This window comes from Candidatus Tisiphia endosymbiont of Ptychoptera albimana (genome assembly GCF_964026605.1).
Lineage (GTDB): Bacteria > Pseudomonadota > Alphaproteobacteria > Rickettsiales > Rickettsiaceae > Tisiphia.
Genome location: NZ_OZ032164.1, coordinates 1,146,308 through 1,169,672 on the forward strand (window position 1 = coordinate 1,146,308; position 23,365 = coordinate 1,169,672).

General features: G+C 32.4%; 24 protein-coding genes and 3 tRNA genes. 16 read left to right on the plus strand and 11 right to left on the minus strand.

All coding sequences use genetic code 11. The features are described 5' to 3' along the window. Positions 1 to 5 precede the first annotated feature (5 nt). Both AAGD36_RS05395 and AAGD36_RS05400 read right to left on the minus strand, forming a co-directional pair. The gene (locus AAGD36_RS05395) at positions 6 to 350 is read right to left on the minus strand and encodes a helix-turn-helix transcriptional regulator (protein WP_341755241.1); all 345 of its coding nucleotides are present in this window, start codon (positions 348 to 350) and stop codon (positions 6 to 8) included. A gap of 6 nt (positions 351 to 356) precedes the next feature. Next, positions 357 to 5,180, minus strand: a complete 4,824-nt coding sequence (locus AAGD36_RS05400) for an NAD-glutamate dehydrogenase (RefSeq protein WP_341755242.1) — start codon at positions 5,178 to 5,180, stop codon at positions 357 to 359. A gap of 323 nt (positions 5,181 to 5,503) precedes the next feature. Between AAGD36_RS05400 and mnmE the strand changes: the two genes are divergently transcribed. The 9 genes from mnmE to AAGD36_RS05450 all read left to right on the plus strand — a co-directional run bounded on the left by mnmE (position 5,504) and on the right by AAGD36_RS05450 (position 12,045). Next, positions 5,504 to 6,922: a tRNA uridine-5-carboxymethylaminomethyl(34) synthesis GTPase MnmE gene (gene mnmE / locus AAGD36_RS05405; protein WP_341755243.1), complete on the plus strand. Its 1,419-nt coding sequence runs from the start codon at positions 5,504 to 5,506 to the stop codon at positions 6,920 to 6,922. Positions 6,923 to 6,925: 3 nt separating this feature from the next. Then, on the plus strand, positions 6,926 to 7,870 hold the full coding sequence (locus tag AAGD36_RS05410) for a tyrosine recombinase XerC (RefSeq protein WP_341755244.1): 945 nt from the start codon (positions 6,926 to 6,928) through the stop codon (positions 7,868 to 7,870). 63 nt (positions 7,871 to 7,933) lie between these two features. Then, complete coding sequence (dksA, locus tag AAGD36_RS05415) at positions 7,934 to 8,353, plus strand: RNA polymerase-binding protein DksA (RefSeq protein WP_341747613.1); 420 nt, start codon at positions 7,934 to 7,936, stop codon at positions 8,351 to 8,353. Positions 8,354 to 8,567: 214 nt separating this feature from the next. Continuing rightward, positions 8,568 to 8,858 (plus strand): SemiSWEET family sugar transporter, encoded by a 291-nt coding sequence (locus AAGD36_RS05425; RefSeq protein ID WP_341755245.1) that lies wholly within the window; start codon positions 8,568 to 8,570, stop codon positions 8,856 to 8,858. Between the two features lie 130 nt (positions 8,859 to 8,988). Beyond that, a complete protein-coding gene (gene rpmG / locus AAGD36_RS05430) occupies positions 8,989 to 9,159 on the plus strand; it encodes a 50S ribosomal protein L33 (protein WP_341747615.1) in 171 nt (56 codons plus the stop codon). A gap of 14 nt (positions 9,160 to 9,173) precedes the next feature. Continuing rightward, positions 9,174 to 9,509: a 30S ribosomal protein S16 gene (rpsP, locus tag AAGD36_RS05435; protein WP_341747616.1), complete on the plus strand. Its 336-nt coding sequence runs from the start codon at positions 9,174 to 9,176 to the stop codon at positions 9,507 to 9,509. 201 nt (positions 9,510 to 9,710) lie between these two features. Next, a tRNA-Thr gene (locus AAGD36_RS05440) sits at positions 9,711 to 9,785 on the plus strand. Positions 9,786 to 9,808: 23 nt separating this feature from the next. Continuing rightward, a complete protein-coding gene (locus AAGD36_RS05445; RefSeq protein WP_410521253.1) occupies positions 9,809 to 11,557 on the plus strand; it encodes an ABC transporter ATP-binding protein in 1,749 nt (582 codons plus the stop codon). Between the two features lie 329 nt (positions 11,558 to 11,886). Beyond that, the gene (locus AAGD36_RS05450; protein WP_341747619.1) at positions 11,887 to 12,045 is read left to right on the plus strand and encodes a hypothetical protein; all 159 of its coding nucleotides are present in this window, start codon (positions 11,887 to 11,889) and stop codon (positions 12,043 to 12,045) included. Between the two features lie 143 nt (positions 12,046 to 12,188). Here the strand turns inward: AAGD36_RS05450 and AAGD36_RS05455 are convergent, their stop codons facing one another. From AAGD36_RS05455 to rpmF, 4 genes are all read right to left on the minus strand, one after another. Further along, a complete protein-coding gene (locus AAGD36_RS05455; protein WP_341751314.1) occupies positions 12,189 to 12,491 on the minus strand; it encodes a MerR family transcriptional regulator in 303 nt (100 codons plus the stop codon). Positions 12,492 to 12,819: 328 nt separating this feature from the next. After that, complete coding sequence (locus AAGD36_RS05460) at positions 12,820 to 13,119, minus strand: HU family DNA-binding protein (RefSeq protein ID WP_341751315.1); 300 nt, start codon at positions 13,117 to 13,119, stop codon at positions 12,820 to 12,822. Beyond that, positions 13,113 to 14,066, minus strand: a complete 954-nt coding sequence (locus AAGD36_RS05465) for a beta-ketoacyl-ACP synthase III (RefSeq protein ID WP_341751316.1) — start codon at positions 14,064 to 14,066, stop codon at positions 13,113 to 13,115. The genes AAGD36_RS05460 and AAGD36_RS05465 overlap by 7 nt, the downstream gene beginning before the upstream one ends. Positions 14,067 to 14,072: 6 nt before the next feature. Further along, complete coding sequence (rpmF, locus tag AAGD36_RS05470; RefSeq protein WP_341751317.1) at positions 14,073 to 14,273, minus strand: 50S ribosomal protein L32; 201 nt, start codon at positions 14,271 to 14,273, stop codon at positions 14,073 to 14,075. 108 nt (positions 14,274 to 14,381) lie between these two features. On the opposite strand from rpmF, the gene AAGD36_RS05475 reads away from it, so the two are divergent. The 6 genes from AAGD36_RS05475 (at position 14,382) to AAGD36_RS05500 (ending at position 17,914) form a co-directional block, all read left to right on the plus strand. Next, positions 14,382 to 14,843 (plus strand): outer membrane protein assembly factor BamE, encoded by a 462-nt coding sequence (locus tag AAGD36_RS05475; protein WP_341747623.1) that lies wholly within the window; start codon positions 14,382 to 14,384, stop codon positions 14,841 to 14,843. Between the two features lie 150 nt (positions 14,844 to 14,993). Beyond that, complete coding sequence (locus AAGD36_RS05480) at positions 14,994 to 15,191, plus strand: hypothetical protein (protein WP_341755247.1); 198 nt, start codon at positions 14,994 to 14,996, stop codon at positions 15,189 to 15,191. 64 nt (positions 15,192 to 15,255) lie between these two features. Next, positions 15,256 to 15,330: transfer RNA gene (locus AAGD36_RS05485), tRNA-Glu, on the plus strand. A gap of 329 nt (positions 15,331 to 15,659) precedes the next feature. After that, positions 15,660 to 16,937, plus strand: a complete 1,278-nt coding sequence (locus tag AAGD36_RS05490) for an APC family permease (protein WP_341748489.1) — start codon at positions 15,660 to 15,662, stop codon at positions 16,935 to 16,937. Then, on the plus strand, positions 16,938 to 17,780 hold the full coding sequence (locus AAGD36_RS05495) for a M23 family metallopeptidase (RefSeq protein ID WP_341755248.1): 843 nt from the start codon (positions 16,938 to 16,940) through the stop codon (positions 17,778 to 17,780). It begins immediately after the preceding gene. A 57-nt stretch (positions 17,781 to 17,837) separates the two neighbouring features. Continuing rightward, positions 17,838 to 17,914 (plus strand) — tRNA-Arg (locus tag AAGD36_RS05500). A 123-nt stretch (positions 17,915 to 18,037) separates the two neighbouring features. Here the strand turns inward: AAGD36_RS05500 and AAGD36_RS05505 are convergent. Beyond that, positions 18,038 to 18,223, minus strand: coding sequence for a hypothetical protein (locus tag AAGD36_RS05505; RefSeq protein WP_341755249.1), 186 nt, complete (start codon positions 18,221 to 18,223; stop codon positions 18,038 to 18,040). Positions 18,224 to 18,515: 292 nt separating this feature from the next. Here AAGD36_RS05505 and AAGD36_RS05510 point away from each other — a divergent pair, with 292 nt between their 5' ends. Beyond that, on the plus strand, positions 18,516 to 19,799 hold the full coding sequence (locus AAGD36_RS05510; RefSeq protein WP_341755250.1) for an MFS transporter: 1,284 nt from the start codon (positions 18,516 to 18,518) through the stop codon (positions 19,797 to 19,799). A 472-nt stretch (positions 19,800 to 20,271) separates the two neighbouring features. Here the strand turns inward: AAGD36_RS05510 and lpxC are convergent, their stop codons facing one another. From lpxC to AAGD36_RS05530, 4 genes are all read right to left on the minus strand, one after another. Next, positions 20,272 to 21,132 carry a UDP-3-O-acyl-N-acetylglucosamine deacetylase gene (gene lpxC / locus AAGD36_RS05515; protein WP_341751321.1) on the minus strand — a complete coding sequence of 287 codons (861 nt, stop codon included), beginning with the start codon at positions 21,130 to 21,132 and terminating at the stop codon, positions 20,272 to 20,274. A gap of 229 nt (positions 21,133 to 21,361) precedes the next feature. After that, positions 21,362 to 21,904, minus strand: a complete 543-nt coding sequence (locus tag AAGD36_RS05520; protein ID WP_341755251.1) for a septation protein A — start codon at positions 21,902 to 21,904, stop codon at positions 21,362 to 21,364. A gap of 8 nt (positions 21,905 to 21,912) precedes the next feature. Beyond that, complete coding sequence (locus AAGD36_RS05525) at positions 21,913 to 22,740, minus strand: FTR1 family protein (RefSeq protein ID WP_341755252.1); 828 nt, start codon at positions 22,738 to 22,740, stop codon at positions 21,913 to 21,915. 16 nt (positions 22,741 to 22,756) lie between these two features. Next, positions 22,757 to 23,131: a cupredoxin domain-containing protein gene (locus tag AAGD36_RS05530; protein ID WP_341755253.1), complete on the minus strand. Its 375-nt coding sequence runs from the start codon at positions 23,129 to 23,131 to the stop codon at positions 22,757 to 22,759. Positions 23,132 to 23,365: the final 234 nt, after the last annotated feature.

A 23,365-nucleotide genomic window follows, 5' to 3' on the forward strand; every position in this document is an offset into this window, starting at 1 on the left:
TCAGATTATAATATTAAGTGATAAATTATTGGAATTATTATTAATATTAAAACAGAAATAATAATTAGTTGTTTTTTCCATTTATAGTCCAATATCATTGGATCTGACCTATTTCTGAGGTCAATATCTTTTGAAGATTCCTGATTGTCTTTTTCACTGAGATTTACATCTATCCCTAAATAGTTTGAGTATAATTTAAGATAACCTTTTACATAAACTTCCGCTGGCATCGAACTAAAATCCTCCTCTTCAAGAGCTATCAAATATTGCTTCCTAATCTTCAAATAGCTAGATATTTCTTCAAGAGTTTTACCAGATTCTATTCTCGCTTGTTTTAGGGATGACGACATAACGCATTACTCAAGCTTACGCAAAAAAGTTTCAAATTTTTTGTTTGCTAAAATTAAAATATTTAAGTCAATAGTTTCTTGCAATCTAATTCCTTTTACAAAATCTAAAAAAATACATGCGGCATCTATATTATTATCAATCCATAACTCTAAATCAATATTTAATTTAGAGTTGTTAATTATTTTAGCCAATAATTGTCTTTGTTTATCATATAAGTCATCTTTTAATGATTGAATTGATAATCTATTCCAGTAGGAATCATTTAGTTGTTTATCACAAGATTTACGAAGCCAATCAATACTAAATTTATTACCAGTAGTGAAATATAAATTAGCAACATCATTATTTTTAGCTTTTGTCTTTTTTGCAATATATATTATATCAAAGACAGACACTAGGCTGTCAAGAGTTGCAATCCTGCGAGCTATTTCATCTGTCACTCCTGATAAAGTATATTGCTTAACTTTATTATCGAATTTGTTTTTTGCTTCTCCTAAAAGAAGATTACCAACCACTTTACTAAGCATTCTAGCTGGTTCATAAAATTCATCAATGGTATTGCTAATATTGATAGGATGTTTTATATGCTTTAGAAACCAAGAGATACCTCTACGCATAATTTTAGCAAGCTCAGTGAACATGTCAATTTTAACTTTATGATCTATATTACTTGCTAGAGATTCTACTATAGCCCATAGATTATCTAAATCAAAAATTTCACAGATAATAGTATACGAACGAACTATATCACAAAGAGCAGCCTGAGTTTCACGCTTTATAAGATTAAGTGATGGTCCGCCTAATTGATTGACAATTTTATTTGTTACAACGGTTCGAATAATTTCATGCTTAAGCGGATGAGCTAAAATTTCCTCACGGAATTTTTCTTGCATTAGTTTTGGAAAATAATTAATCAGATAAGATTCAAAATACTTATCTTTTGAAAACGTTGCTGTTATTAAATCATGATAGACTGAGCGTTTACTATAAGAAAGTAATACACAAAGCTCGGGACGGGTCATATTTTCCTTATTAACTGCCCTTTTACTGAGTTCTTCCTGAGTTGGTAAGAACTCAACAGTTCTATTAATTAATTTTTCTTCTTCTAAAGTATCAATAAATTGGCTAAATACTCCGATAGTTGAAGTACTAGATAATTGCATTATATCAAGTGCCTGAGTTTGTTTATAGTTATCAACTAAAACCAGTTCCTCGACGTGTTTTGTCATAGTAAATAAGAACTTATTACGTTCTTCTAAACTAATCTTATTAGAGGACATAGCCTGATTAAGAGCAATTTTGATATTTACCTCATGATCCGAACAGTCAACACCAGCTGAATTATCAATGAAATCAGTATTTATTCTCCCGCCTAGCTTGCTATATTCTATTCTACCTTGTTGTGATACGCCAATATTTCCTCCTTCTCCTATTACTTTAGCTCTGATATCTTTACCATTGACTCTAAGATTATCATTTGCCTTATCGCCTATCTCTAAGTGACTTTCTGTTGAAGCTTTTATATAGGTTCCTATACCGCCATTCCAAAGCAAATCAACTTCCGCTTGTAAAATAGCTCTAATCAGCTGTTCTGGAGTTAATTGGTCAATATCTATCTTTAGCAATAATTTGGTTTCTGTAGATAACAAGATAGACTTACTGCTTCGCTCAAAAACTCCCCCACCTTTTGAAATTAATTGTTGATTATAGTCAGACCAATTTGATGTAGGTAACTCGAACAATCTCATACGTTCATTAAAACTAATAATTGGGTCAGGTTGTGGATCAATAAATATATGTTTATGATTAAATGCTGCAACAAGTTTTATGGTATTAGACCTAAGCATGCCATTACCAAAAACATCCCCAGACATATCGCCAATACCAACAACAGTAATAGGGTCTTTTTGTACATCAATACCCATAGCATGGAAATGGCTTGCTACAGAAATCCAAGCTCCTTTTGAGGTAATAGCCATTTTCTTATGATCATAACCTACTGATCCACCGGAAGCAAAAGCGTCGCCTAACCAAAAATTATATTCAGCCGACACACTATTTGCATAATCCGAGAACGTTGCCGTACCTTTATCGGCTGCAACCACGAGATATGGATCTTCTTGGTCGTGGATAATAGTATTTTTTGGCTGAATAACTTTACCATCAATTATATTGTCAGTAATATCAAGTAATCCACGGAGAAAATTTTTATAACACTGCACCACTCTTGCCATATATTCTTGGCGAGTCATATTATCATCAGTGAAATTAACGAAAAATCCACCTTTTGAGCCAACAGGTACAATAACTGAATTTTTGGTCATTTGGGCTTTCATTAGTCCTAATACTTCTACTCTATAATCCTCACATCTATCAGACCATCTAATACCTCCGCGAGCGACGACGCCCCCTCGTAAATGGATAGCTTCAAAATCATTATCGTAAACAAATATTTCGGCAAATGGTACTGGCAAAGGCAAGTGAGGAACTTTTTGCGAGTCAAATTTAAAAGAAAAATAATTTTTACTGACTGTACTATGCTTGTTAGCTGAATTTTTTAAGTCATTAGAGCTAGGCTGATAACAGTTAGTTCTTACAATAGCTTCAATAATATCAAACATCTGTCTTAAAACCTTGTCCTCACTACTGCTAGTAATTGTATTAAGATAGTTAAAGATACTATCTTTTATAGTTTTTAAACGTTCATCTGAGAAATTTGCGGGATTAAATTTAGTATCAAACAAATCAACCAACATTTTAGTATATAAAAAATGCTTTATTAAGGTCAACTGAACGTAGCCCTTGCCATAGACAAAGCCGGTTTGATGTAAATATCTAGTTAATGCTTTAACCAACTTAACTTGCCACCAATTAAAGCCCGATAACACTATTAATTTGCTTAAAGAATCATTAGCCAAAAGTCCAAGATATATCTTATCTAGAGCCTCTTCTACGTTTGCTTTAAGTAAATCAATATTGCTTTCAATAGTTATCAATGTTTCGAGAGTGAACTCATATATCCAACTTTCTTCAATATCTCCTGCTCCTTTTATGGTAAAGCTTTGTTCATCTATAGCTTTGAATCCCAAATTTTCTATAGATGGTAATAAGTCTGAAAGAGCTAATTTAGGTGTTGGGCTGTAAATTTTTAGCTGGAACTCTTTATTATTTATAGCAATTAAATTAAATATCGGTTTGCGATAAATACTAGCTTCCTTTAAATAGTCAATATCTATTAAAGCTGTTTGTCCATTAAATTTTTCTCTATAGTCGATAGGAAAAATTGGGTCAAAAAGCTTAAAATTTACTCCCCCTTGGTATTCACCAAATTCTTTACATAACTTTTGGTAAAAATCTTCACTCCAACGAGTGGAGAGCTTATCTAATTCTTGCTCTATTAGTTCAACATCAAAATCAATATTCTTTTTACCCTGTAGCTCCAACGTAATAAATAAATATGAAAAATTTTCTACCACTTCTGCAGTATAATCTAAAAGTATTAGACCACTAAGTATATTTGATAAATAATAATTTATGCTACTATGTACTTCTAGTGTCAAACGATCTCTTGGTAAAAATATTATGACATTAATAAACGAACCAGACCAATCTTGCTGAATAAATAATTTGAGTTTTTTACTCGTTATCCCTGAGAATACGTGTAAGCACATACAGTATAGATCACCTTCATCAATTTGTATCAAAGCTTCTTTAGGCAGAGATTGAATTATATTTTTAAGTTTCTTGGTATTATATCCACCAATCGGGAAAGCGGCTTTATCTACAACAAATTTTAGTTTTTGTCTCAGTATGGGAATATCAGTAACTAATTGATAATACATTGCAGAGCTATATAAGCCAAAAATTATACTACCTGAATGATATTTTTTTTCCTGATCAATTTTCTTAATTAAAATATAATCTACTAAGTTACTTCTATGTACTTTTGATAAGATATTAATTTTACCTAAAATAATTAGTTTATTTTCATGTAATGAATTTGCTGAACGTTCTATAATATCAAGCACTTCACCACTATTTTGCCATATCTTTTTAATACCATCTTCCAATGAAAAATTTTTAGAAGTTAGATCAAAGTTAATCATACCTAGAAAAGTAAAATTATCATCTTTTAACCAATCTAAGAAATTTATAGATTCATGATAATCTAAATGATTCTCATTATATAATTGCTGATTATTTTGGATATCGTTTGAAATTAACGTCACTCTGTTTAAGATTTTAGACCATACATTATAAGTAGTATCTACCTGATCTAGAACTTCATTTAAAGTCATTTCCAAAGAGCTAATATCTTTTTGATCAAAACTTCCTAGAATAGTGATATGGACTAAAGATTCCTCTCTATCTTTCTTTATATCCAATATTTCTTGTAAGTTACCATCATTGTTCCTTACACAAGCTATAATAGGATGAAGTAAAAATTTAGCTTTTAAATTTAGACTTGTTAATAAACAAATGATCGAATCAACTATAAATGATTTGTTATCATTCAGTAGCAAAATATTAATTGCAGGATCATTTTCAATTACTGTACTGACAATCTGCAACTTTCTTTTATCAGGCTGTTTTTCTTGAAAGAACTGAAAGGCCTTATTTGTAAACTCATCAAATAATTCTAGTCTATCTCTAAATCTATAGTCTACAGGGATATAAGCTAGAAATTTCTGTACAAACTTACTATAAAGAGGGGGGCTATAAAATGGATTCCCATTTTTTACTGTACTCAGTGATAAAATTTCTGATTTATAATTAGGAACTTGACAGGTAAGCTTACTCAAAGCTAAAGATGTCTTTTCTGTTGTCATAGCTGTTACCAAACTTTATAATTGTTTCAATAGATTACCAAGTAGGCAACAAGTGTTTAAATAGCTTAAATTAGGAATAATATCACAGTATACTCGATGTCATATATGGACAAAGTTCATGCAATCATTCCTACTTCCCTTAATGTCATTCCTAAGCAGGCAGGCATATAGATTTCCGCTGCAGCTCGAATGACATTAAGTAATATAGTCCCCTGTCAAAGCGGAAATGACATCTTTGTGTAGAATTTAAGTTGTTTAATTCTTGTCTACTTGCTATTGATTATAATTAAATAAATTACTTAAGCAAGAGGATCACTACTATTGTGGAAACTATTTTCGCTCAAAGCTCTAAACTAGGAAAAGCTGGTGTTGCAGTCTTTCGTATCTCTGGACATAAAAGCCTATTTGCCTTAAAACATTTGCTTAATAATAATATAGAGTTTGTTCCAAGAATTATGTACTGTAAAAAACTCATAAATCCTAAGAATCAAGAATTAATTGATGATGCGGTGGTAGTATACTTCCAAGCTCCAGCTAGCTTTACTGGAGAAGATGTAGTAGAAATATATACACATGGCAGTATAGCAATTGCTGCCATGCTAACTGAAACATTGTTAACCATCGATGGTTTAAGAATGGCAGAGCCTGGAGAGTTTACCCGTAGGGCGTTTTTAAATGGCAAATTTGATTTAACTGCAGCAGAAGGTATTGCTGATTTAATTGAAGCAGAAACTGTTTGGCAACATAGGCAGGCGGTTAAACAAGTTGGCGGAGGACTTGAAGAACTTTACAATGGGTGGAGACAAACTTTACTGACCATCATCGGTTTCCTAGAAGCTTATATTGATTTCCCCGATGAAGATATTCCACAAGAAATATTAAATAGAGTTATGACTCTTAGTGGTGAACTTAAATATGCTATAATAAAACACCTTAACGATAATAGACGGGGGGAGCTGCTTCGAACCGGTATTAAATTGACTATTTTAGGAACTCCTAATGTTGGTAAATCTAGCTTACTTAATTTTTTGATGCAAAGAGACGTTGCTATTGTATCAAACATTGAAGGTACAACTCGTGATATAATTGAGGGGCATCTAGATATAGGAGGATACCCAATTATATTACAAGACACGGCTGGTATAAGGTCTAGTAATGATCTAATAGAGCTAGAAGGTATCAAACGTGCAATTGAGTCAGCAAAAATGGCTGATATCAAAATAATTATGCTTGATGCTATAAAGTTAAGCAACTCACCCTCATATTTTGAGGAGATGGCTGATATTATAGATTTAATAGATGATAATAGCATAATGCTGGTCAATAAAATTGATCTTTTGGATAAAAGTTTGGGGCATTGTCATCCTGCTTCAGTGCGGGATATAGATCCTCGCCTACGCGGGAATGACATCATGGAAGATAGGTTGCTGCCATTAAACAAAAATTATTTAAAAATCTCTATAAAAGAAAAAATAGGACTGGATATTTTATTAAAGGAAATCGAAAATATTGCTCATAATATAGCAGGTTTAACCGAATCGCCGCATATTACTAGACAACGTCAACGAACCTGTATAGAAAAAGCGTTGGAATATTTAGAAAATTTTAATATTGAAAATGACTTAGTGCTAGCCACAGAAGATGTTAGAATGGCTATCAGAAGTTTAAGTAATGTTACTGGTAAGATTAGTGTTGAAGAAGTTTTAGGAGAGATATTTAGTAATTTTTGTATAGGTAAATGATCAATGATTCAGAAAAAAACACAAGAAGTATTAGAGCTAATAGATAAATGGCAAAAATATCTGAAATTACAAAAAAATTGTTCAGAACATACCATAATTTCTTATAAGAATGATTTAGAACATTTTCTGAATTTTATGACTCACTATAATTCTGAAATCATAACCATTAGTTCTATAAGGCAAGTTGACATAAGATTAGTACGGAGCTGGCTTTCTAAAAGGCAACAAGATAATTACCTAACAGCTTCTAACTCTAGAAGTTTGTCTGCTATAAAGAATTTTTATAAATATCTAGAGAAGACTGTTAATATCACTTGCCATGCAATTTTCTCCGTCAAAAACCCTAGGAAAGCTAAAATATTACCGAAATCTTTGTCGCAGTCAGATGCTCAATTATCCATTGAACATATTGATGATTTCGCTGATTTAGAATGGGTGGAGTTAAGAAATAAAGCCCTTTTAGTGCTTATTTATGCTGCTGGGCTTAGAATATCCGAAGCATTATCTATGACTACATCTCATTTACAAAACTTAGATTTTATAAAAATAACAGGGAAGGGTAAAAAAGAACGGATAATACCATGGACACCAGTTGCTAGAAATTTAATAGAACAATATTTAAGTAAATTACCTTATAGTATAGATGAAAAAGATCCGATATTTCGAGGTAAAATGGGTAAAAAATTACAAGCTCCAGTATTTAATCGTGAACTGATAAAATTACGTCGCTTCTATGGATTATCAGAACATTTATCAGCTCATTCCTTTAGACATAGTTTTGCCACGCACTTGCTTGAGAATGGAGCAGAGTTAAGGTCTATTCAGGAATTACTTGGGCATAAAAGCTTGTCAACTACCCAGCGTTATACTAAAATTAGTCTAAAACATTTGGAAAATATTTATAATAATGCTCACCCAATATCAAAATCTAAAGGGGAAGTATTATAATCTTCTTGCCATGCTTTTTAATTATAGGTTATATTATCCCATGTTTGAATATGAGAAGCCTGTATGTCTAAAATTATTTTACTAAAAGGGTATAAACCTTCCAATGATGAAGAATATATGAATCCTCAACAGTTAGAATATTTTAGACAAAAACTCCTTGAGTGGAAAAGTTCTTTACTAGAGGAATCACGAGAAACCTTAACCCATCTCAAGGAAGAAAATTGGAATGAGCCGGATTTAAATGATCGTGCGTCAATTGAAACGGATACAGCAATTGAACTTAGGACAAGAGATAGGTATCGTAAGCTTCTTGATAAAATCGAAGAAGCTTTGGTAAGGATAGAAAAAAATGAATATGGTTATTGTGAAGAAACTGGAGAGCCAATTGGCTTAAAACGTCTAGAGGCAAGACCAGTTGCAACTTTGTGTATTGAAGCACAAGAGCGACATGAGAGTTATGAGAAACAGCATATAGATATTTGACCTAAATTTTGGATTAATAGACCTCTTTCGAAACTCTACTTCTGCTGGTGATTTGTACGTCGATGCGGTACTCGAATCCTCACGTACACTATAGTACGCTGCGGTTCTGCGTTCCGCGTCTCCTTCAAATCCCTCAGCACAAGCGAGTTTCGAAAGAGGTCTATTAATCCAAAACTGAGGTTATTTAGGTTCTAATAGTTAAATAGGTGCATATATGGCATATACAGAGAAAACAAAAAATAAACTAATTATTTTTTTTGATAGGTATATGATACTTGCTGGTACAATGGGACAATATTTGTTTTATACTCAGGCCTATAAAATTTTTACTACTAAGAGTGCAGATGATTTATCTCTTGATGGTTTTCTTGTGATAATTATTGTTACTTTGAGTTGGTTAATTTATGGTATAATCCACCATAACATTACAATCATTGTTGCTCAAATAGTTGGATTAGTAGGAATGATAATGGTGGTGATTGGTATATTGCTTTATGCTTCTTGAACTCGGTCTTGGGATAAATTAAGGACGATAAACAGTTGAACAACCGTTATTTTACTCTTGACTATTTTCCAGCTTACTTTATTATGACCAACAGTTTATTTTATAAATAATACAAAAAGGTCTGATAGTTGTGGCTAAAAAAAATAAGAATGTTTTGGTAAGACTTGTTAGTACAGCTGGTACAGGGTATTTTTTGGTAAAGAAACGCAACCCTAAAACTCAAACTGAGAAGTTATCATTTAAGAAGTATGATCCTGTAGTCAGGAAGCATGTTCCTTTTAAAGAAGAAAAGATTAAATAGTGAAATAGAGGTATATGGCAACAAAAATTCGTTTGGCAAGAGGTGGAGCAAAGAAGCGTCCTCATTATAGAGTAGTTGTAGCTAATGCAACAGCTCCTAGGGATGGTGATTTTCTGGAGAAAGTAGGTACTTATGACCCAATGCTTGTCAGAGGTGATGCAAATCGTGTGGTTCTAAAATCTGATCGTATAGAATATTGGTTAAGTACGGGGGCTCAGCCTACAGATCGTGTTGCTAGGTTTATTGAGGAAGCCGGTATATTACTTCCGGCATCAATCAAAAAGAAAATGGAAGTTAAAATTAAGAATCGTAAAATAAAACCTCCTAAGAAAGAGTCAAAAAAAGCTTAAGGTGGATAAAAATATGTTCCCCGTGAGGGGGATGTCATTCGAGCTGCGGCAGGAATCTAAAACACCCAAATCGATGTCATTTTCGTGTAGGCGGGAATCCATAATATCTAATAACTTTTGTAGGCTATTTTTTGGATTTCAGCTTTCGCGAAGATGACAACAACCTTAATAGGTGCTTGACTTTAGAGCTTTTTCTTATTTGCCGGATTAGCTCAGTGGTAGAGCAACCGCCTTGTAAGCGGTAGGTCGTCAGTTCAAATCCGACATCCGGCACCAGCTATTTAATAATTATGTTTACAATACATAAGACAATTCCTTATAGATTTATTAGTTACTTAAAGCTCTATAAATTAGATCTAGCAATTGTTATGTTGGCCTTATTATGTGTGTCAATTTCGTTGCTAGCAATAGGTAGTAGTTTTAGACAGTTAATTGATAATGGTTTAAATACACATTATCTGCAGTCAATTGATCAATCGATATTATATATTACTATTTTAATAGTAATTTTTAGTATAGGTAGTTTTTTCCGTTCTTATTTCATTAATAATATTGCTGAAAAAATTGTGAGTACAATTAGGCAAGAAGCTTACAGTAATATAATTAATTTTGATATTGCTTGTTTTGAAGAGCTAAAAATTGGTGATATCATCTCCCGCCTGACTATAGATATAGAACTTATCTCCAAGTTGATTATCAATTTTCTTTCTTTCTTTGTTCGTAACTCAATAATGCTAATTGGTGGAATTATATTGATGTTCTTTCAGAGCCCTAAACTCGCTGTGATTGTCATTACCATTATACCATTATTATTGTTACCACTAATGAAATTTGGCAAATATGTAAGAAATTTATCAAAAAATGCTCTCAAGTCGCAAGCCAATATTGCAGCTAATTTAGAAGAAACTGTATCAAATATTTGCACGATACAAGCTTTTAATCAGCAGGCAAATAAAATAGCTGATTTCAATAGGAAAATTTCTGATTATTTAAAGTATACGGCAGATCGCTTAAAAATCCGTTCTATATTTTTCGCGATAGCTATTTCAGTTATACTATTCTCTATCACTATAGTTATATGGGTAGGTAGCAGAGATATAGTACATGGCGATTTATCATCAGGTCAGATGATATCATTTATTTACTACGCTATAATCGCCGGTATGAGCAGCGGGGGTATTTTTGAGCTTCTAAGTGAGGTACATTCATCTCTTATAGCTTCAGAAAGGGTTTTTGCTCTTATAGATTATTCTTCCAAAAATAATCAACACACCAATATCCAAATATGTGATTATCAAGATAATAAGACTTCTAGGATTATAGAGTTTGAAAATGTAAGCTTTATATATCCATCAAGATTAGATAGTTTAGTTATAGATGATCTGTCATTTAAAATAGATAGAGGTAAATTTATTGGTATAGTTGGCAGATCAGGTGCTGGTAAAAGTACCCTGATGCAGTTAATGTTAAAATTTTATTTTCCTAAAAAAGGAATTATTAGAATTGCCAAGCAAGATATATCAGAGACTAATGACCAGCAGATAAGGCGTATGATTGCCTATGTCCCACAGGATTCAAGTATTTTCTCTGGTACGATTAGGTCAAATATCGTTTTTGCTAAACCAAATGCTAGTGAAGAAGAAATAATAAAAGCAGCTAATTATACCGGAATAATGGATTTTGTTCAAAATCTTCAAGAAGGACTAGATACCGAAATTGGTGAGAAGGGCATTAAATTATCTGGAGGACAGAAACAACGAATAGCTATTAGTAGGGCAATTCTATATAACCCAGAAATTTTACTTCTAGATGAAGCAATGAGTGCTTTAGATAGCGAGAGTGAACAAAAATTACTAGATAGATTACAAAAAATAATGAAAGACAAAACTATATTATCTATCGCTCATCGTATTTCAAGTATAGAGAAGGCTGACGAAATTTTGGTAATTGATCATGGACGGTTAATTGCAAGGGATACTCACGCTAAACTGCTTGAGAAATGTGAAATTTATAAAATAATTTGCAAAGAACAGTCAATAAACTTGTAAAAATATGAATAGAGAGTTCGTTAAAACTGGCTAGAATAATTTAAGTTCTTCAGAAAAATGCATTCTTGAAGCGGCTGACACGAATGCATTTTAATCTATTATCGCTAGGCGTCAACCCGATTTAAGCCTGATTGTTTACATTCTCATTCCAGTTTTGGATTAATTTCATTAATCAGAAATTGAGGTTTAGAATAAATATGTTAACCAAAATGACACAGAGTTATTACATTAATAATATATTTTTATAATAAAGGGTAATTCTACCTATTTTGACTTGAATATTATACAGTTTAAGCTAGAATCACCAATACAAAAAAATGAGGTTTATTATGAAAAATTTATTAACTATTCTTCTAACTTTAGCTTTCTCTATTTCTGCTTTTGCTGCAGCGACTCCTGAGAAAAAAGATCCGCAGCAAGACGAAGTGAACGTGGATGAAAACAACATGAACAAGAAAGACCCGAAGAAAGAAGAAGTGAAAAAATAAATCCCTGTTTTCTAAAGCTGGTGTGGAGTTTTTCTATGCCAGCTTTTTTGTAATATGATTATTAATCGTATTCAGGCTTTTCTTTGGCAATTCATACAGAATGTTTCTATTTAAGTGCAATTCTATGTAAGAATTATTAATTTTTATCTAGAAATAATTCGCTGGATAGTCAACGATAAGTCATAAAAATTTTTGATCAGGCAATCAATTTTATTTATTTGATTATGGGATAGCTTTGAGATAATAGGCTGCGATTCTATTGGTATATTCTTGGTTGTCATATAGGTTTTCAAATATTCAATATCTTGTCTTGTATAATATCGTCTGTTACGTATCTTATGTATAGTTAGATTTGGTAGTAGCCGCTCTAGATATCTTAGCTGGTGAGAGTGAATATTTAGAAGTTTTGTTACTTCACTAATGGAGTAATATTTCTTATTCTGCATTTTTAATAGACCTCTTGCATAATTCTACTGTTGCTGGCAATTTAAAAGTCATAGGAAAAATAGCTTGGCATCATTGCGAGAAGGCACTTTGTGGCGACGAAGCAATCTAATAGACCTCTTTCGAAACTCGCTTGTGCGCAAGGGTGTGAAGGAGACGCTTCACCTCGAACCACAGCGTACTCTAATTCCGTTACGGATTCGAGTGCCGCATCATTGTCCAAATCACCAGCAGAAGTAGAGTTTCGAAAGAAGTCTAATGAATGTGGATTGCCACTACACTCACATGGTCTTCTAATAACGTCTTGTACTTTTATGCAATTTTTAAATGCTATACGTAAGGTGAATTAATTAATAATTTTAACTTTTTAGCTGGTATAAAACGCATTACCTCTTTTTTTGGAATTATCACTATCTCTTTTGTATGAAAATTTATGCCAGGCCTAGGTTTTTTTGTGCTAGTACAAAAGCTTCCAAAACCTGCTAACGTCAATCTTTGATTGCTTGCCATTTGCTGAATATTCTTAAATATTTGTTCGACTATTTCCTCGCATATAATACTTGATAGCCCTAGCTTAGATTTTAATATGTGAGCAATTTTCTCTCTAGTAATAGTCTTAGTTGTTACCATCTGATTAAAACCGATCCCCAAGTTATTCCAGCACCGATAGCTGTAAAAAGGAGTATATCACCTTTTTTGATATTAGCATAAGATTTAAGAGAAGCAAGAGCCAAAGGGATTGAAGCAGCAGAACAATTAGCATGCTGTGCAACCGTTTTTACTACTTTACTTGGATTAATTTTTAGTCGCTCTATAACTGCATCTATAATCCTTATATTTGCCTGATGTGGAATAAAATAATTAACATCATCTATGGTAAAATTATTATTATGTAATATGTCTTCAGCTGATTTGCTCATTTTTTCTACTGCATGCCTAAAAACTTCCCGTCCTTTCATTTTTATTTTACCGCTTTTGCCATCTGTACTTACACCACCATCAGTGTAAAGAATATCAAAATAACGACCATCCGAGTAAATATTACTATCTATTATACCAGAACTATCCTCACTATATTGCAGAATTACAGTACCAGCACCATCACCGAATAAGACGCAAGTAGTTCTATCGCTCCAATCTAGTAGAGACGACATTTTTTCAGCACCAACCAGTAATATTGTTTTATATTTTCTAGATTCAATCAAAGAGTCAGCAACATGTAAACCATATACAAAACCCGAACATACCGCTTGGAGATCAAATGAAGGTACATTATTAAGCCCAAGATAACCTTGTAACTTAGAAGCTATAGAAGGAAAACTATTATCTGGAGTGGTGCTGCAGGTAATTATTAAATCTATAGATGATGCCTTTAATCCAGCATCATCTAGAGCATTCTGACTGGCTTTAAGAGCTAAATGTGACGTATATTCATCGTTCCCGGCAATGTGCCTTTGTAATATACCCGTCCTTGAGCGAATCCATTCATCGTTGGTATCAACCGATAACGATAATTCTGCATTGTTAACAATACGTTCCGGCAAATATGCACCACACCCAAGAATTTTACAAGCCATACTGGTTTATGCTACTTCTTCATCTTTTTCTTCTTTCTTCACAATAACTTGACGACCATTATATGTGCCATCAGCTAAAGATATATGATGAGGAAGTTTATATTCTCCTGTTTGAGAATCTACTACTACATTAATCTTACCAAGTGCAAGATGAGAGCGTCTCATATTACGTCTTGATTTTGATGTTTTCTTCTTTGGAACTGCCATATAGCCTCTTAAAAATTATACTTAATTTGTGAAAAAGTGTTTGTCAAATCGATGAAGCAGTATATTATACTTCCATTGCAAAATCTAGGTATTTCAAACATAAATTTTATGAAATTTTTTATAATTCGGACTTTTCTTGTTTCATCAATATTCTTTACATTATGTAGTTGTCAAACTATAGAATCAAGAGGGCAGTATGTGGATGATAATTTATTACCTACGCTTGAGGAGAGGAGGCTTAGTAAGTCCGAGGTAAAAGATTTAATTGGCACACCAACAATTATACCTGACTATACACCGAATACTTGGTATTATATTCAACGTTCTTTAGCTAGGAGAGCATGGTTTAAACCAAAAGTGATTGAACAAAGAATAGTAAGAATTACTTTTAATAAAAATGATATAATTGAAGAAGTTTTAGTACTTAATGACTCACATAAAGAAGATATAATGTTAATTAAAGAATATACTAAAACTTATGGTACAGAATTAAATGGACTACAAAAGTTTGTAAAAAATATTGGTAGGTTCAATAAAACTACCGACGGAAAAAATAAGAAGAAACGATAAAATCATACTTGCAATATTTCATAGATATTGTATAAACTAGAACGCTCTGATTCTGAAAATATTAGATAATCCAAGAATGTTTTAGTTGCATGTTGATATCTTAGTTAGAAGTATGTCATCCCTGCTCAGATAGTGGGATCTGTAATAGACTTGCTGCATAAATCAAAGATAGTTGAGGGATTTTTAGGAGAAACGAAGCCGAGCACCGCAGCGTACACAGACGTACGTGAGGAGCGGAGGCGAGTTTCGACGACAAAATCACCAACTAGATTGACTTATGCAGCAAGTCTAATATCTAATAGTCTTTTAGACTGTTTTTTTAGATTCTGCTACCTACCGTGGGAATGACATTAAGGCTATCACCATTGCTATGGCTAAAACCTTCTTTGGTTAGCTATACCAAAGAGTTTATGGCCCCTTCGTCTAGTGGTTAGGACGTTACCCTTTCACGGTGAAAACACGGGTTCGAGTCCCGTAGGGGTCACCAGTATCTTTATGTGGTAAAAATGATGTCATCCTTGCGTAGACTTTGTCAACGTGGATCACTAGTATGCCATTCTTAGCAATGGCGGAAATCTATAATATCTAATAGCCTTTGCAGGCTATTTTTTGGATTCCCGCTTTTAGCTAGGAATGACCTACTCATGATCTACGCCGGCAAAGCTATATGCGATCGTAAGAAACAACAATATAATTGTCGAATGTAATATATTGCTTGCAAAAACTTGAAAATTGATAGATCAGTTTTCAAGTTTTTATTTTTTTATGTAAAGTTTATGATTACTACATCTTAAGGATTATATGTCACAAGATTACATGTCACAAAAGCTTGGTTTTTGGTCAGTTTTGGGTTTAGTTATTGGTAGCCAACTTGGCACTGCTATTTTGATATTACCAGCAGGTTTAGCCCCATTTGGTATTTTTAGTTTAGTTGGATGGATAGTATCTTCCTGTGGTGCCATAATAATAGCACTTTTATTTGGTATACTTTGTGCACGATTTCCACAAACAGGTGGACCTCATGTGTATTTAAAGCAGGCATTTGGCAATGATGTAGCATTCTTCACTGGCTGGACTTATTGGATTATTTCATGGGTTAGCACAGCTGTAGTAGTTATTTCAGCTGTTACATATTTAACACCTTTAATTGGTGTGCATAATAGTTTTATATGCTTAATTCTGCAAATATTATTGTTATTTGCTGTTATGTTACTAAATTTTAAAGGTATAGGAGTAGCGGGGCGTGCTGAATTTATACTAGCAATGTTAAAATTTATTCCATTAATAATAATACCAGTTGTAGCATTATATCAGTTTGATAGTAATAATTTTGTTATGGATAAGAGAATAACTAATTTAACTTTTTCTCAAATTCTTGGTGAAGTAACGTTACTGACATTTTGGGGATTTATTGGTGTAGAGTCAGCAACTGCTCAAGCTGGTTCAGTAATTAACCCATCAAAAACAATACCAAGAGCAATAGTAATGGGTACACTCTGTGTGGCTATTTTATACCTTATTAATAGTATTGGAATAATTGGTTTAATTCCACGAGAAGATTTGATACATTCTAACGCCCCTTATGTAGATGCTACTCAAATAATTTTTAGCGGTCAGTGGCATCTACTTATTTCTTTGCTTGCTTCAATTATTTGCATTGGAACGTTAAATGCTTGGGTATTAATCAGCGGACAAATTGCTTTAGGATTAGCACAAGACGGTTTAATGCCATCTTTTTTTGCTAAGAAAAATAAAAATGGAGCTCCAATTTGGAGTTTGTTTGTAAGTTGCATTGGAATATTATTATTATTGATTAGTACAACAAATGAAGATTTGTCAGAACAAGTTACCGCAATAATTAGTTTTTCAGTTATCTCTTTTTTATTTGTATATCTAGCCTGTAGTGTAGCTTTTTTAAAATTACTGCTAGCAAAGTTAGAAGAATCTTCACTATATAAATGGTTAATTGCTTTCGGATCAATTGCTTTTTGCCTATGGATTATTTGTGAGACACCATTAAAGGTCATAATACCAGCTATCTCATTTATATTAAGCGGTGTACCGGTTTATTTTCTTTGGTATAAAAGGCAATAAATGCTTAAATTTTGTATATTGTTGTTAACTACACTATTATTACAAGGATGTAGCTCCTCATCTACCAACAAGACGCTTTTGACTATTACTACTCAGCAATTACGAAAAGATCATAAACTAAATCACGGCACTTTAATTATACAATATAATTTAGCAGCACTAAGTAAAAATAACTGCATCTATGCAAAAGATTTTGGTCTTATTATTAATAATAGCCAATATAATAAGGTTTTTTTACAAAAATTTAAAGCCAGCTGTGCTGAGAATATTAATAACCAAGCAATGATCAGGTCAACCAAGATTAAGAACCTGCTACTAAAATTAAATTGTAAGTATAAGTTCTTATCCCAAGAAGAATTACGATTTGTTCAAAAAGCTAGTAATAAAAATAGTTCCCATAATATTAATGAGCTAGCACAATTAGATAAGCTAACTGCTACTATTCCTATAATGTTACCACAATATAAAGTGAAGGTTACCAGTCATTATGGCATACGCAAACACCCTAGGAAAAAACAAAAGAAATTCCACTGTGGGACAGACTTAAAAGGCTATAGTAAATCTCCTATTTATGCCTCTGCTGATGGAATAATTACTACCGTAAGGCGAGAACGTGCTTATGGAAATTTGATAGAAATAAAACATTCAAATAAATTTATCACTAAATATGCTCACTTGAGAAAAATACATGTAAAAGAAGGAGATATGGTTATAAAAGGTCAAATGATTGGGCTTCAAGGGAATAGTGGCAATAGTACTGGGGAACATTTACATTTTGAGATTTGGCTTAATAATAAACATGTCAATCCTTTTGATTTTGTGTCACACGCTTGTAACTGTTGAAAATTTTGCTATAATAGACCTCTTGTCTAATGATTAATCTTCAAAAACAGTAAAAAAGAAGCCGTAGCTCAGCAGGATAGAGCGAGCGATTCCTAATCGCTAGGTCGGAGGTTCGAATCCCCTCGGCTTCACCAAATAAATGTAGTAAATTCCCTACATTTCCATATTTTTTTCTAATATTTTAGAACAATTAGATTTAGTTTAACAATTTAATTTAATAACTGTAATTTATTTAGGTAGTATATATGCAAAACAATTCATTTACTTTTACTAAAGAGGCTATAGACAAAATTACTCCTCCTGCATTTACAAGAGATAATAAAGGCAAAGTTATTCGTCCTGAAATTGTACAACATGTTTACATATTTAAAATTATCAAATATTTTCTGCAATACCCTAACTACAGCCTCCTGTTTCCACGCTTCAATTTCTTCATTAAACAAAGGTCTCTCTAATAAAGCAAGGCTTACCCCTTGTGCAAAATAAATTAATTTCTGTAATTTTAGTTGAGTTATAGTATCTCCAGCTTCTCTATCTACAAAACCAAGAAGTAATTAGCTATATCAAAGCAGCTTAATATTCTTTTCTATTACGTGCATAGTTCTATTTTTTTATCTAATTACTTTTATAACACACATTTGTTATTATTAACATACTATTAGTAAGAAATTCATTTTAACTTAAACATTAATAATGTTAAGATATACTAAAAATTAGCATGTAAAGGGTATAACTATGGATGAAATTATTCAATCAAAGGTAACACTTACTCAGACTCATCTAACAACAGAGCAAAAATATACTACAGGTTTACTTTTAATAGGTACATTTTTAGAGTATTTTGATCTGATGCTGTATATTCATTTAGCAATTCTGTTAAATGATCTATTTTTTCCTAAGACTGATCCACACGCTGCTTCACTCCTAGCTGCTTTAACTTTTTGTTTGACCTATATATTTAGACCTGTTGGTGCTTTGATTTTTGGTTATATAGGAGATAATGTTGGTTATAAAGCAACAATCATTATAACAACGTTTATAATGGCTATTTCATGTATTACTATAGCTAATTTACCTGTTTATGATCAAATAGGTATTGTCTCTACTTGGATAATTATAATATGTCGGATTCTTCAAGGTATATCCTCCGTAGGAGAGATAATAGGTGTTGAACTATATCTGACTGAAATGACCAAACCACCTATCCAATATCCAATTGTAGCGTTAGTTTCAGTTTGTACTATCATAGGAGGAATATTTGCACTTGGTTTAGCATCTTTTAGTACGTCATTTGGAATTAGTTGGCGTCTAGCTTTTTGGGCAGGTGCAACAATAGCTATTGTTGGGACAATGGCTAGGACGATGCTGAAAGAAACACCAAAATTTCTAAGACAAAAATCAGTAGTGGATAATTCTATTGGGCCGACAAAATTTAACATGACAACAATGTTAGCTTACTTCGTGATACAGTGTGGATGGCCTATATGCTTCTATTTTGCTTATATCCATTGTAGTAGCATTTTAAAAAACTCTTGTGGTTATTCGCCGGAGGCAGTAATTCATCATAATTTTCTTCTTGTAATGCTATCTTTAGTTAGCTCTTTAATTTATGCATATTTAAGTTATAAAATATACCCATTAATAATTCTTAAGGTAAGACTAGCGATATTTTGTATTTTTATTGTTAGTTGTCCTTATTTACTAGACCATTATAAAACCCCAATTGTCATATTTCTAATCCAATTAATGACGGGGCTATTTGGTATCTGTACCATGCCAGCGGATACAATTTTTTTCCGGCATATTCCTATTTTTAGACGATGTACTTACGTTAGTTTGTCTTTCGCTTTATCGCGTACTTTAATCTATATTATTGCTTCTTTTGGTCTTGTATATCTAATAGAATATTTTGGTAATTATGGGTTATTATTTCTCATGATCCCAATAACCCTAGGGTTTGCTTTTGGCATCTATCACTTTGAAAAGTTAGAGAAGCAAGCTGGTTTTATTAATCCATAGACCTTACGCATGATTTTTCTAAGATATCGGGTATCTTGTAACGTGTTAAGCGTTTCTACTATTTTTCTCATATAAACCTCTTATTATCTGAATACTAGTTTCGAGAGGTAATTTTGTGGTCACAATCCCTCTACCATAGCTAGTTAAAAAAAAGAGACCTATTATAGCACTAAATTATGACCTTATCCCGAATTGACATAATACCGATACTAGAGTTAACGATAGCTGCACATAAGGCGTATAAATATCCCCTCTTTAAATTTATACTCGGTGAACTTCAAGAATTGGCGTTGTCGTGTCTAAAGATCGAAGCTGCTCACGTACTAATGTACGCTCCGCTGCTCGACTTTGACACTCCTAGCTCTTCTTGAAGTTGACCTTCGTCTACCAACTCTTCATTTACGAGCAGTATATACTGCAAAAACTTGAAGAGTTGGTAAACCAATTTTCAAGTTTTTGGGTAAAAAATAACCTAAATTTCTCTAGCACTAACCCATTGATAGGAGCTGCGATCACTAAACACTTGTCGTAAGAATTGGTTATTCAGAGCATGACTAGTTTTATAACCCGTGATGTCAGCTATTAGATGACCTCCTGTAGTATATAAATCTCCGAACAGATCGAGAAGTTTGTGCCGTACAAATTCATCTTTATATCTAAGTCCATCGTGGTTTATTATAATATCTTGATCTATACCTATAGCGTTATCGAGAGATGCACCACGTGCTAAGCCCTTGCTTTTTAAATATTCAAGTTCATGGATAAATCCAAAAGTTCTAGCATCAGCAATGTTATTCTTGAAAGACTCATTCTCTGAGAAGACTAAATTTTGCTTGCCAATAGCTTTACTAGCAAAATCTATTGTCATATCAACTGTCATGCTATGAGCAGGGTTAGCTACTAACTCGCAATCTCTGTGAATTGCCCTAATTTCTTTTAAGATTTTTAGGTATTTCTTTGGAGCATTTTGTAATTGTCTACCAGCACATTCTATCATAAAGACGAATGGTTTACTGCTACCATCCATTATCGGGATTTCAGGACCATCGATTTCAATTATTAAATTATCGATTCCACATCCCCAAAGAGCTGCCATTAAATGTTCTATAGTTGAAACATAAATATTATGTTCATTTTTTATGGTAGTAGATAAAGAAGTTTCTGAAACATTTAAACAACTAGCTTGAATAAAATTTATCTCTTGCCTTACATCAGTTCTGACAAAAACAATACCGGTATTTTCTACAGCTGGTCTTAAAGTCATCTGAGTAATGTTACCGGAATGAACGCCTACACCATAACAACTTACTGGGTTTAGTATTGATACTTGCATTGGTTAATTTTGCTAACATTTTAGAAATTCAACTTATTTTAATGCCTTAAACAATTACATGCAAGTTACATTATGTTACAAAATATTTCATCAATCTATATACTGCTCGTAAATGAAGAGTTGATAGACGATAGAATTAAAATCATGGTAGTAGTGTGACTAGTTGTACGTGAGCATGCGAATCCATGATATTTTCAAGAAACAATTCGTAGGAACAGAAGAGTATACCTTACTCTGTTGAATCTGGAAGTCTGTTTTTCAGTATAAAAGGTAGTTGTAGTAAAAAGAAAATGATCGTTATAGGTATTGCTCCAAATATTTTAAATATAACCCATGTAGATTCTGCAAAATTACGCCATATTATTTCATTTAACACTGCCATGAACAGTAAAAAACCAGCAAATCTATAGCTTAAAATATTCCAGTTCTTATCTTCAAGTTGGACAAAATGATTAAACATATATTTCAAAAAGGCCTTATTTCTTATGGCGCTGATAAAAAATGTACTACTAAAAATTACATATAGAATAGTTGGTTTGATTTTGATATACATAGAGTTACCACTAATCAAAACTATACTAGCTGAGACTAACAACACTCCAGAAGATATTAAGGAGGATTTGGAAACTTTGCCTTCTATAAGATAACACAGACTAATACAAATAATTGAAGTAATAAGTATATATAACGTCGCACTTTGTATACTACCACCATAAAAATAGCCAATAAAAAAAGCTATAAGCGGAGCAACTTCTGATAAAAAATTAATCATAAATAGTTTTATTTCTCTGTTACTACTTTTGTGTGTCTGATTTTTATTTGTATTAAGATATTAATTAAACCTAGAGTGCAAACATAAAAAACAACTTGTAATCCGTTAGGTCTAGCAATATATCCAGTAATCATTTTTAGGAATTTACCATAGATACTTCTGTCAGAAATGAGCCAAGAGCTATCCCAAAGCTGGTCGGATAAAATAGTAATAATCCCTGAAGAGCTCAATATACCAGCAGCTTCCGCTGCAAAACCACTAGCAACAAGCATTAATAAAATGGAAGATATACGAAATATATATAGTTGGTTTACTATTTTTATTAAACCTAAATAGATAATGACACCCAGGGTTAGACCACTGACTATACCAATGATTAATCCTAGTAGATAGCTATTACTGTCAATAATTTCGACTGAGGAAATACTATAAACTAATATAATAATTTCCATTCCTTCTCGAAGAATAGTTGCCGCAACAATCAGTACTAGCATTATATAGCTACTATCACCGCTACTAATTTTTACAGACAAATCATTAAGATTTTGTTTTATCTTAATACCATAACCTTGCATCCATACTATAGTCCAACCAATTAATGCAACTGTTAACAAAATAACTCCAGAGTTAAATATCTCATCACCTAGACCACTAAATGCTACGGTTATACTACGAGTAAAGAAAGCGAATAACGCAGCAGAAACTGTACCAAGCATGACTCCAGCAATTATATAAATTCTAGATTTCTCTAATTGTTTTGTCACAGCAAGTATTACACCAAGCAACAAAGCTATTTCTAAGCATTCCCTGAATACCACTAATGCTATTTTAAACATCTAAACCTAAATAAATTTAATTAACAATGAGAGACCCTTGTGCTGTCTCTTGATGAAAGTCTCCAAAAAAATCATATTTACCTGGGGCTAAAGGGGCAAGGATGATATTTATAGAGTCATTTGGCATAATAATCTTTTCTCGGTGCAGATCATGACTCTCAAACTCTTCTACTGTACTATCTTGGTTGTGTATAGTAAAACGAATCTTCTTACCACTTTCTACTCTAATAATATTTGGCTCAAATCTATGATTCTTTATAACCGTTACAATTTCTACTATATGAGTATCTACATCATTCTTAGATGTGCTTCGATGATTAATTGCAAAAATTATTACACCTATCAATAGAATAATACCTCCAAAAAATTGAAGGATAGTTTTTTTTCCCATAGTTTTAACTTGAAAGCTTTATTAAAGTTACAAAATACACCAATACAATCATAGCTACAAGCATATATAATAGAGTGTAGTTTTTTTGTTTTTTATGGTTCTTTATTTTTTTGGATAAATTCATAAGCACTCTCCCTATATTATACAATATATTAGATTTCCACTAAGTCATCAAGAATCAAATATTTTTTATAACAATACTTTGTTTCTCCTCTAACCAATTAATGATTAAAC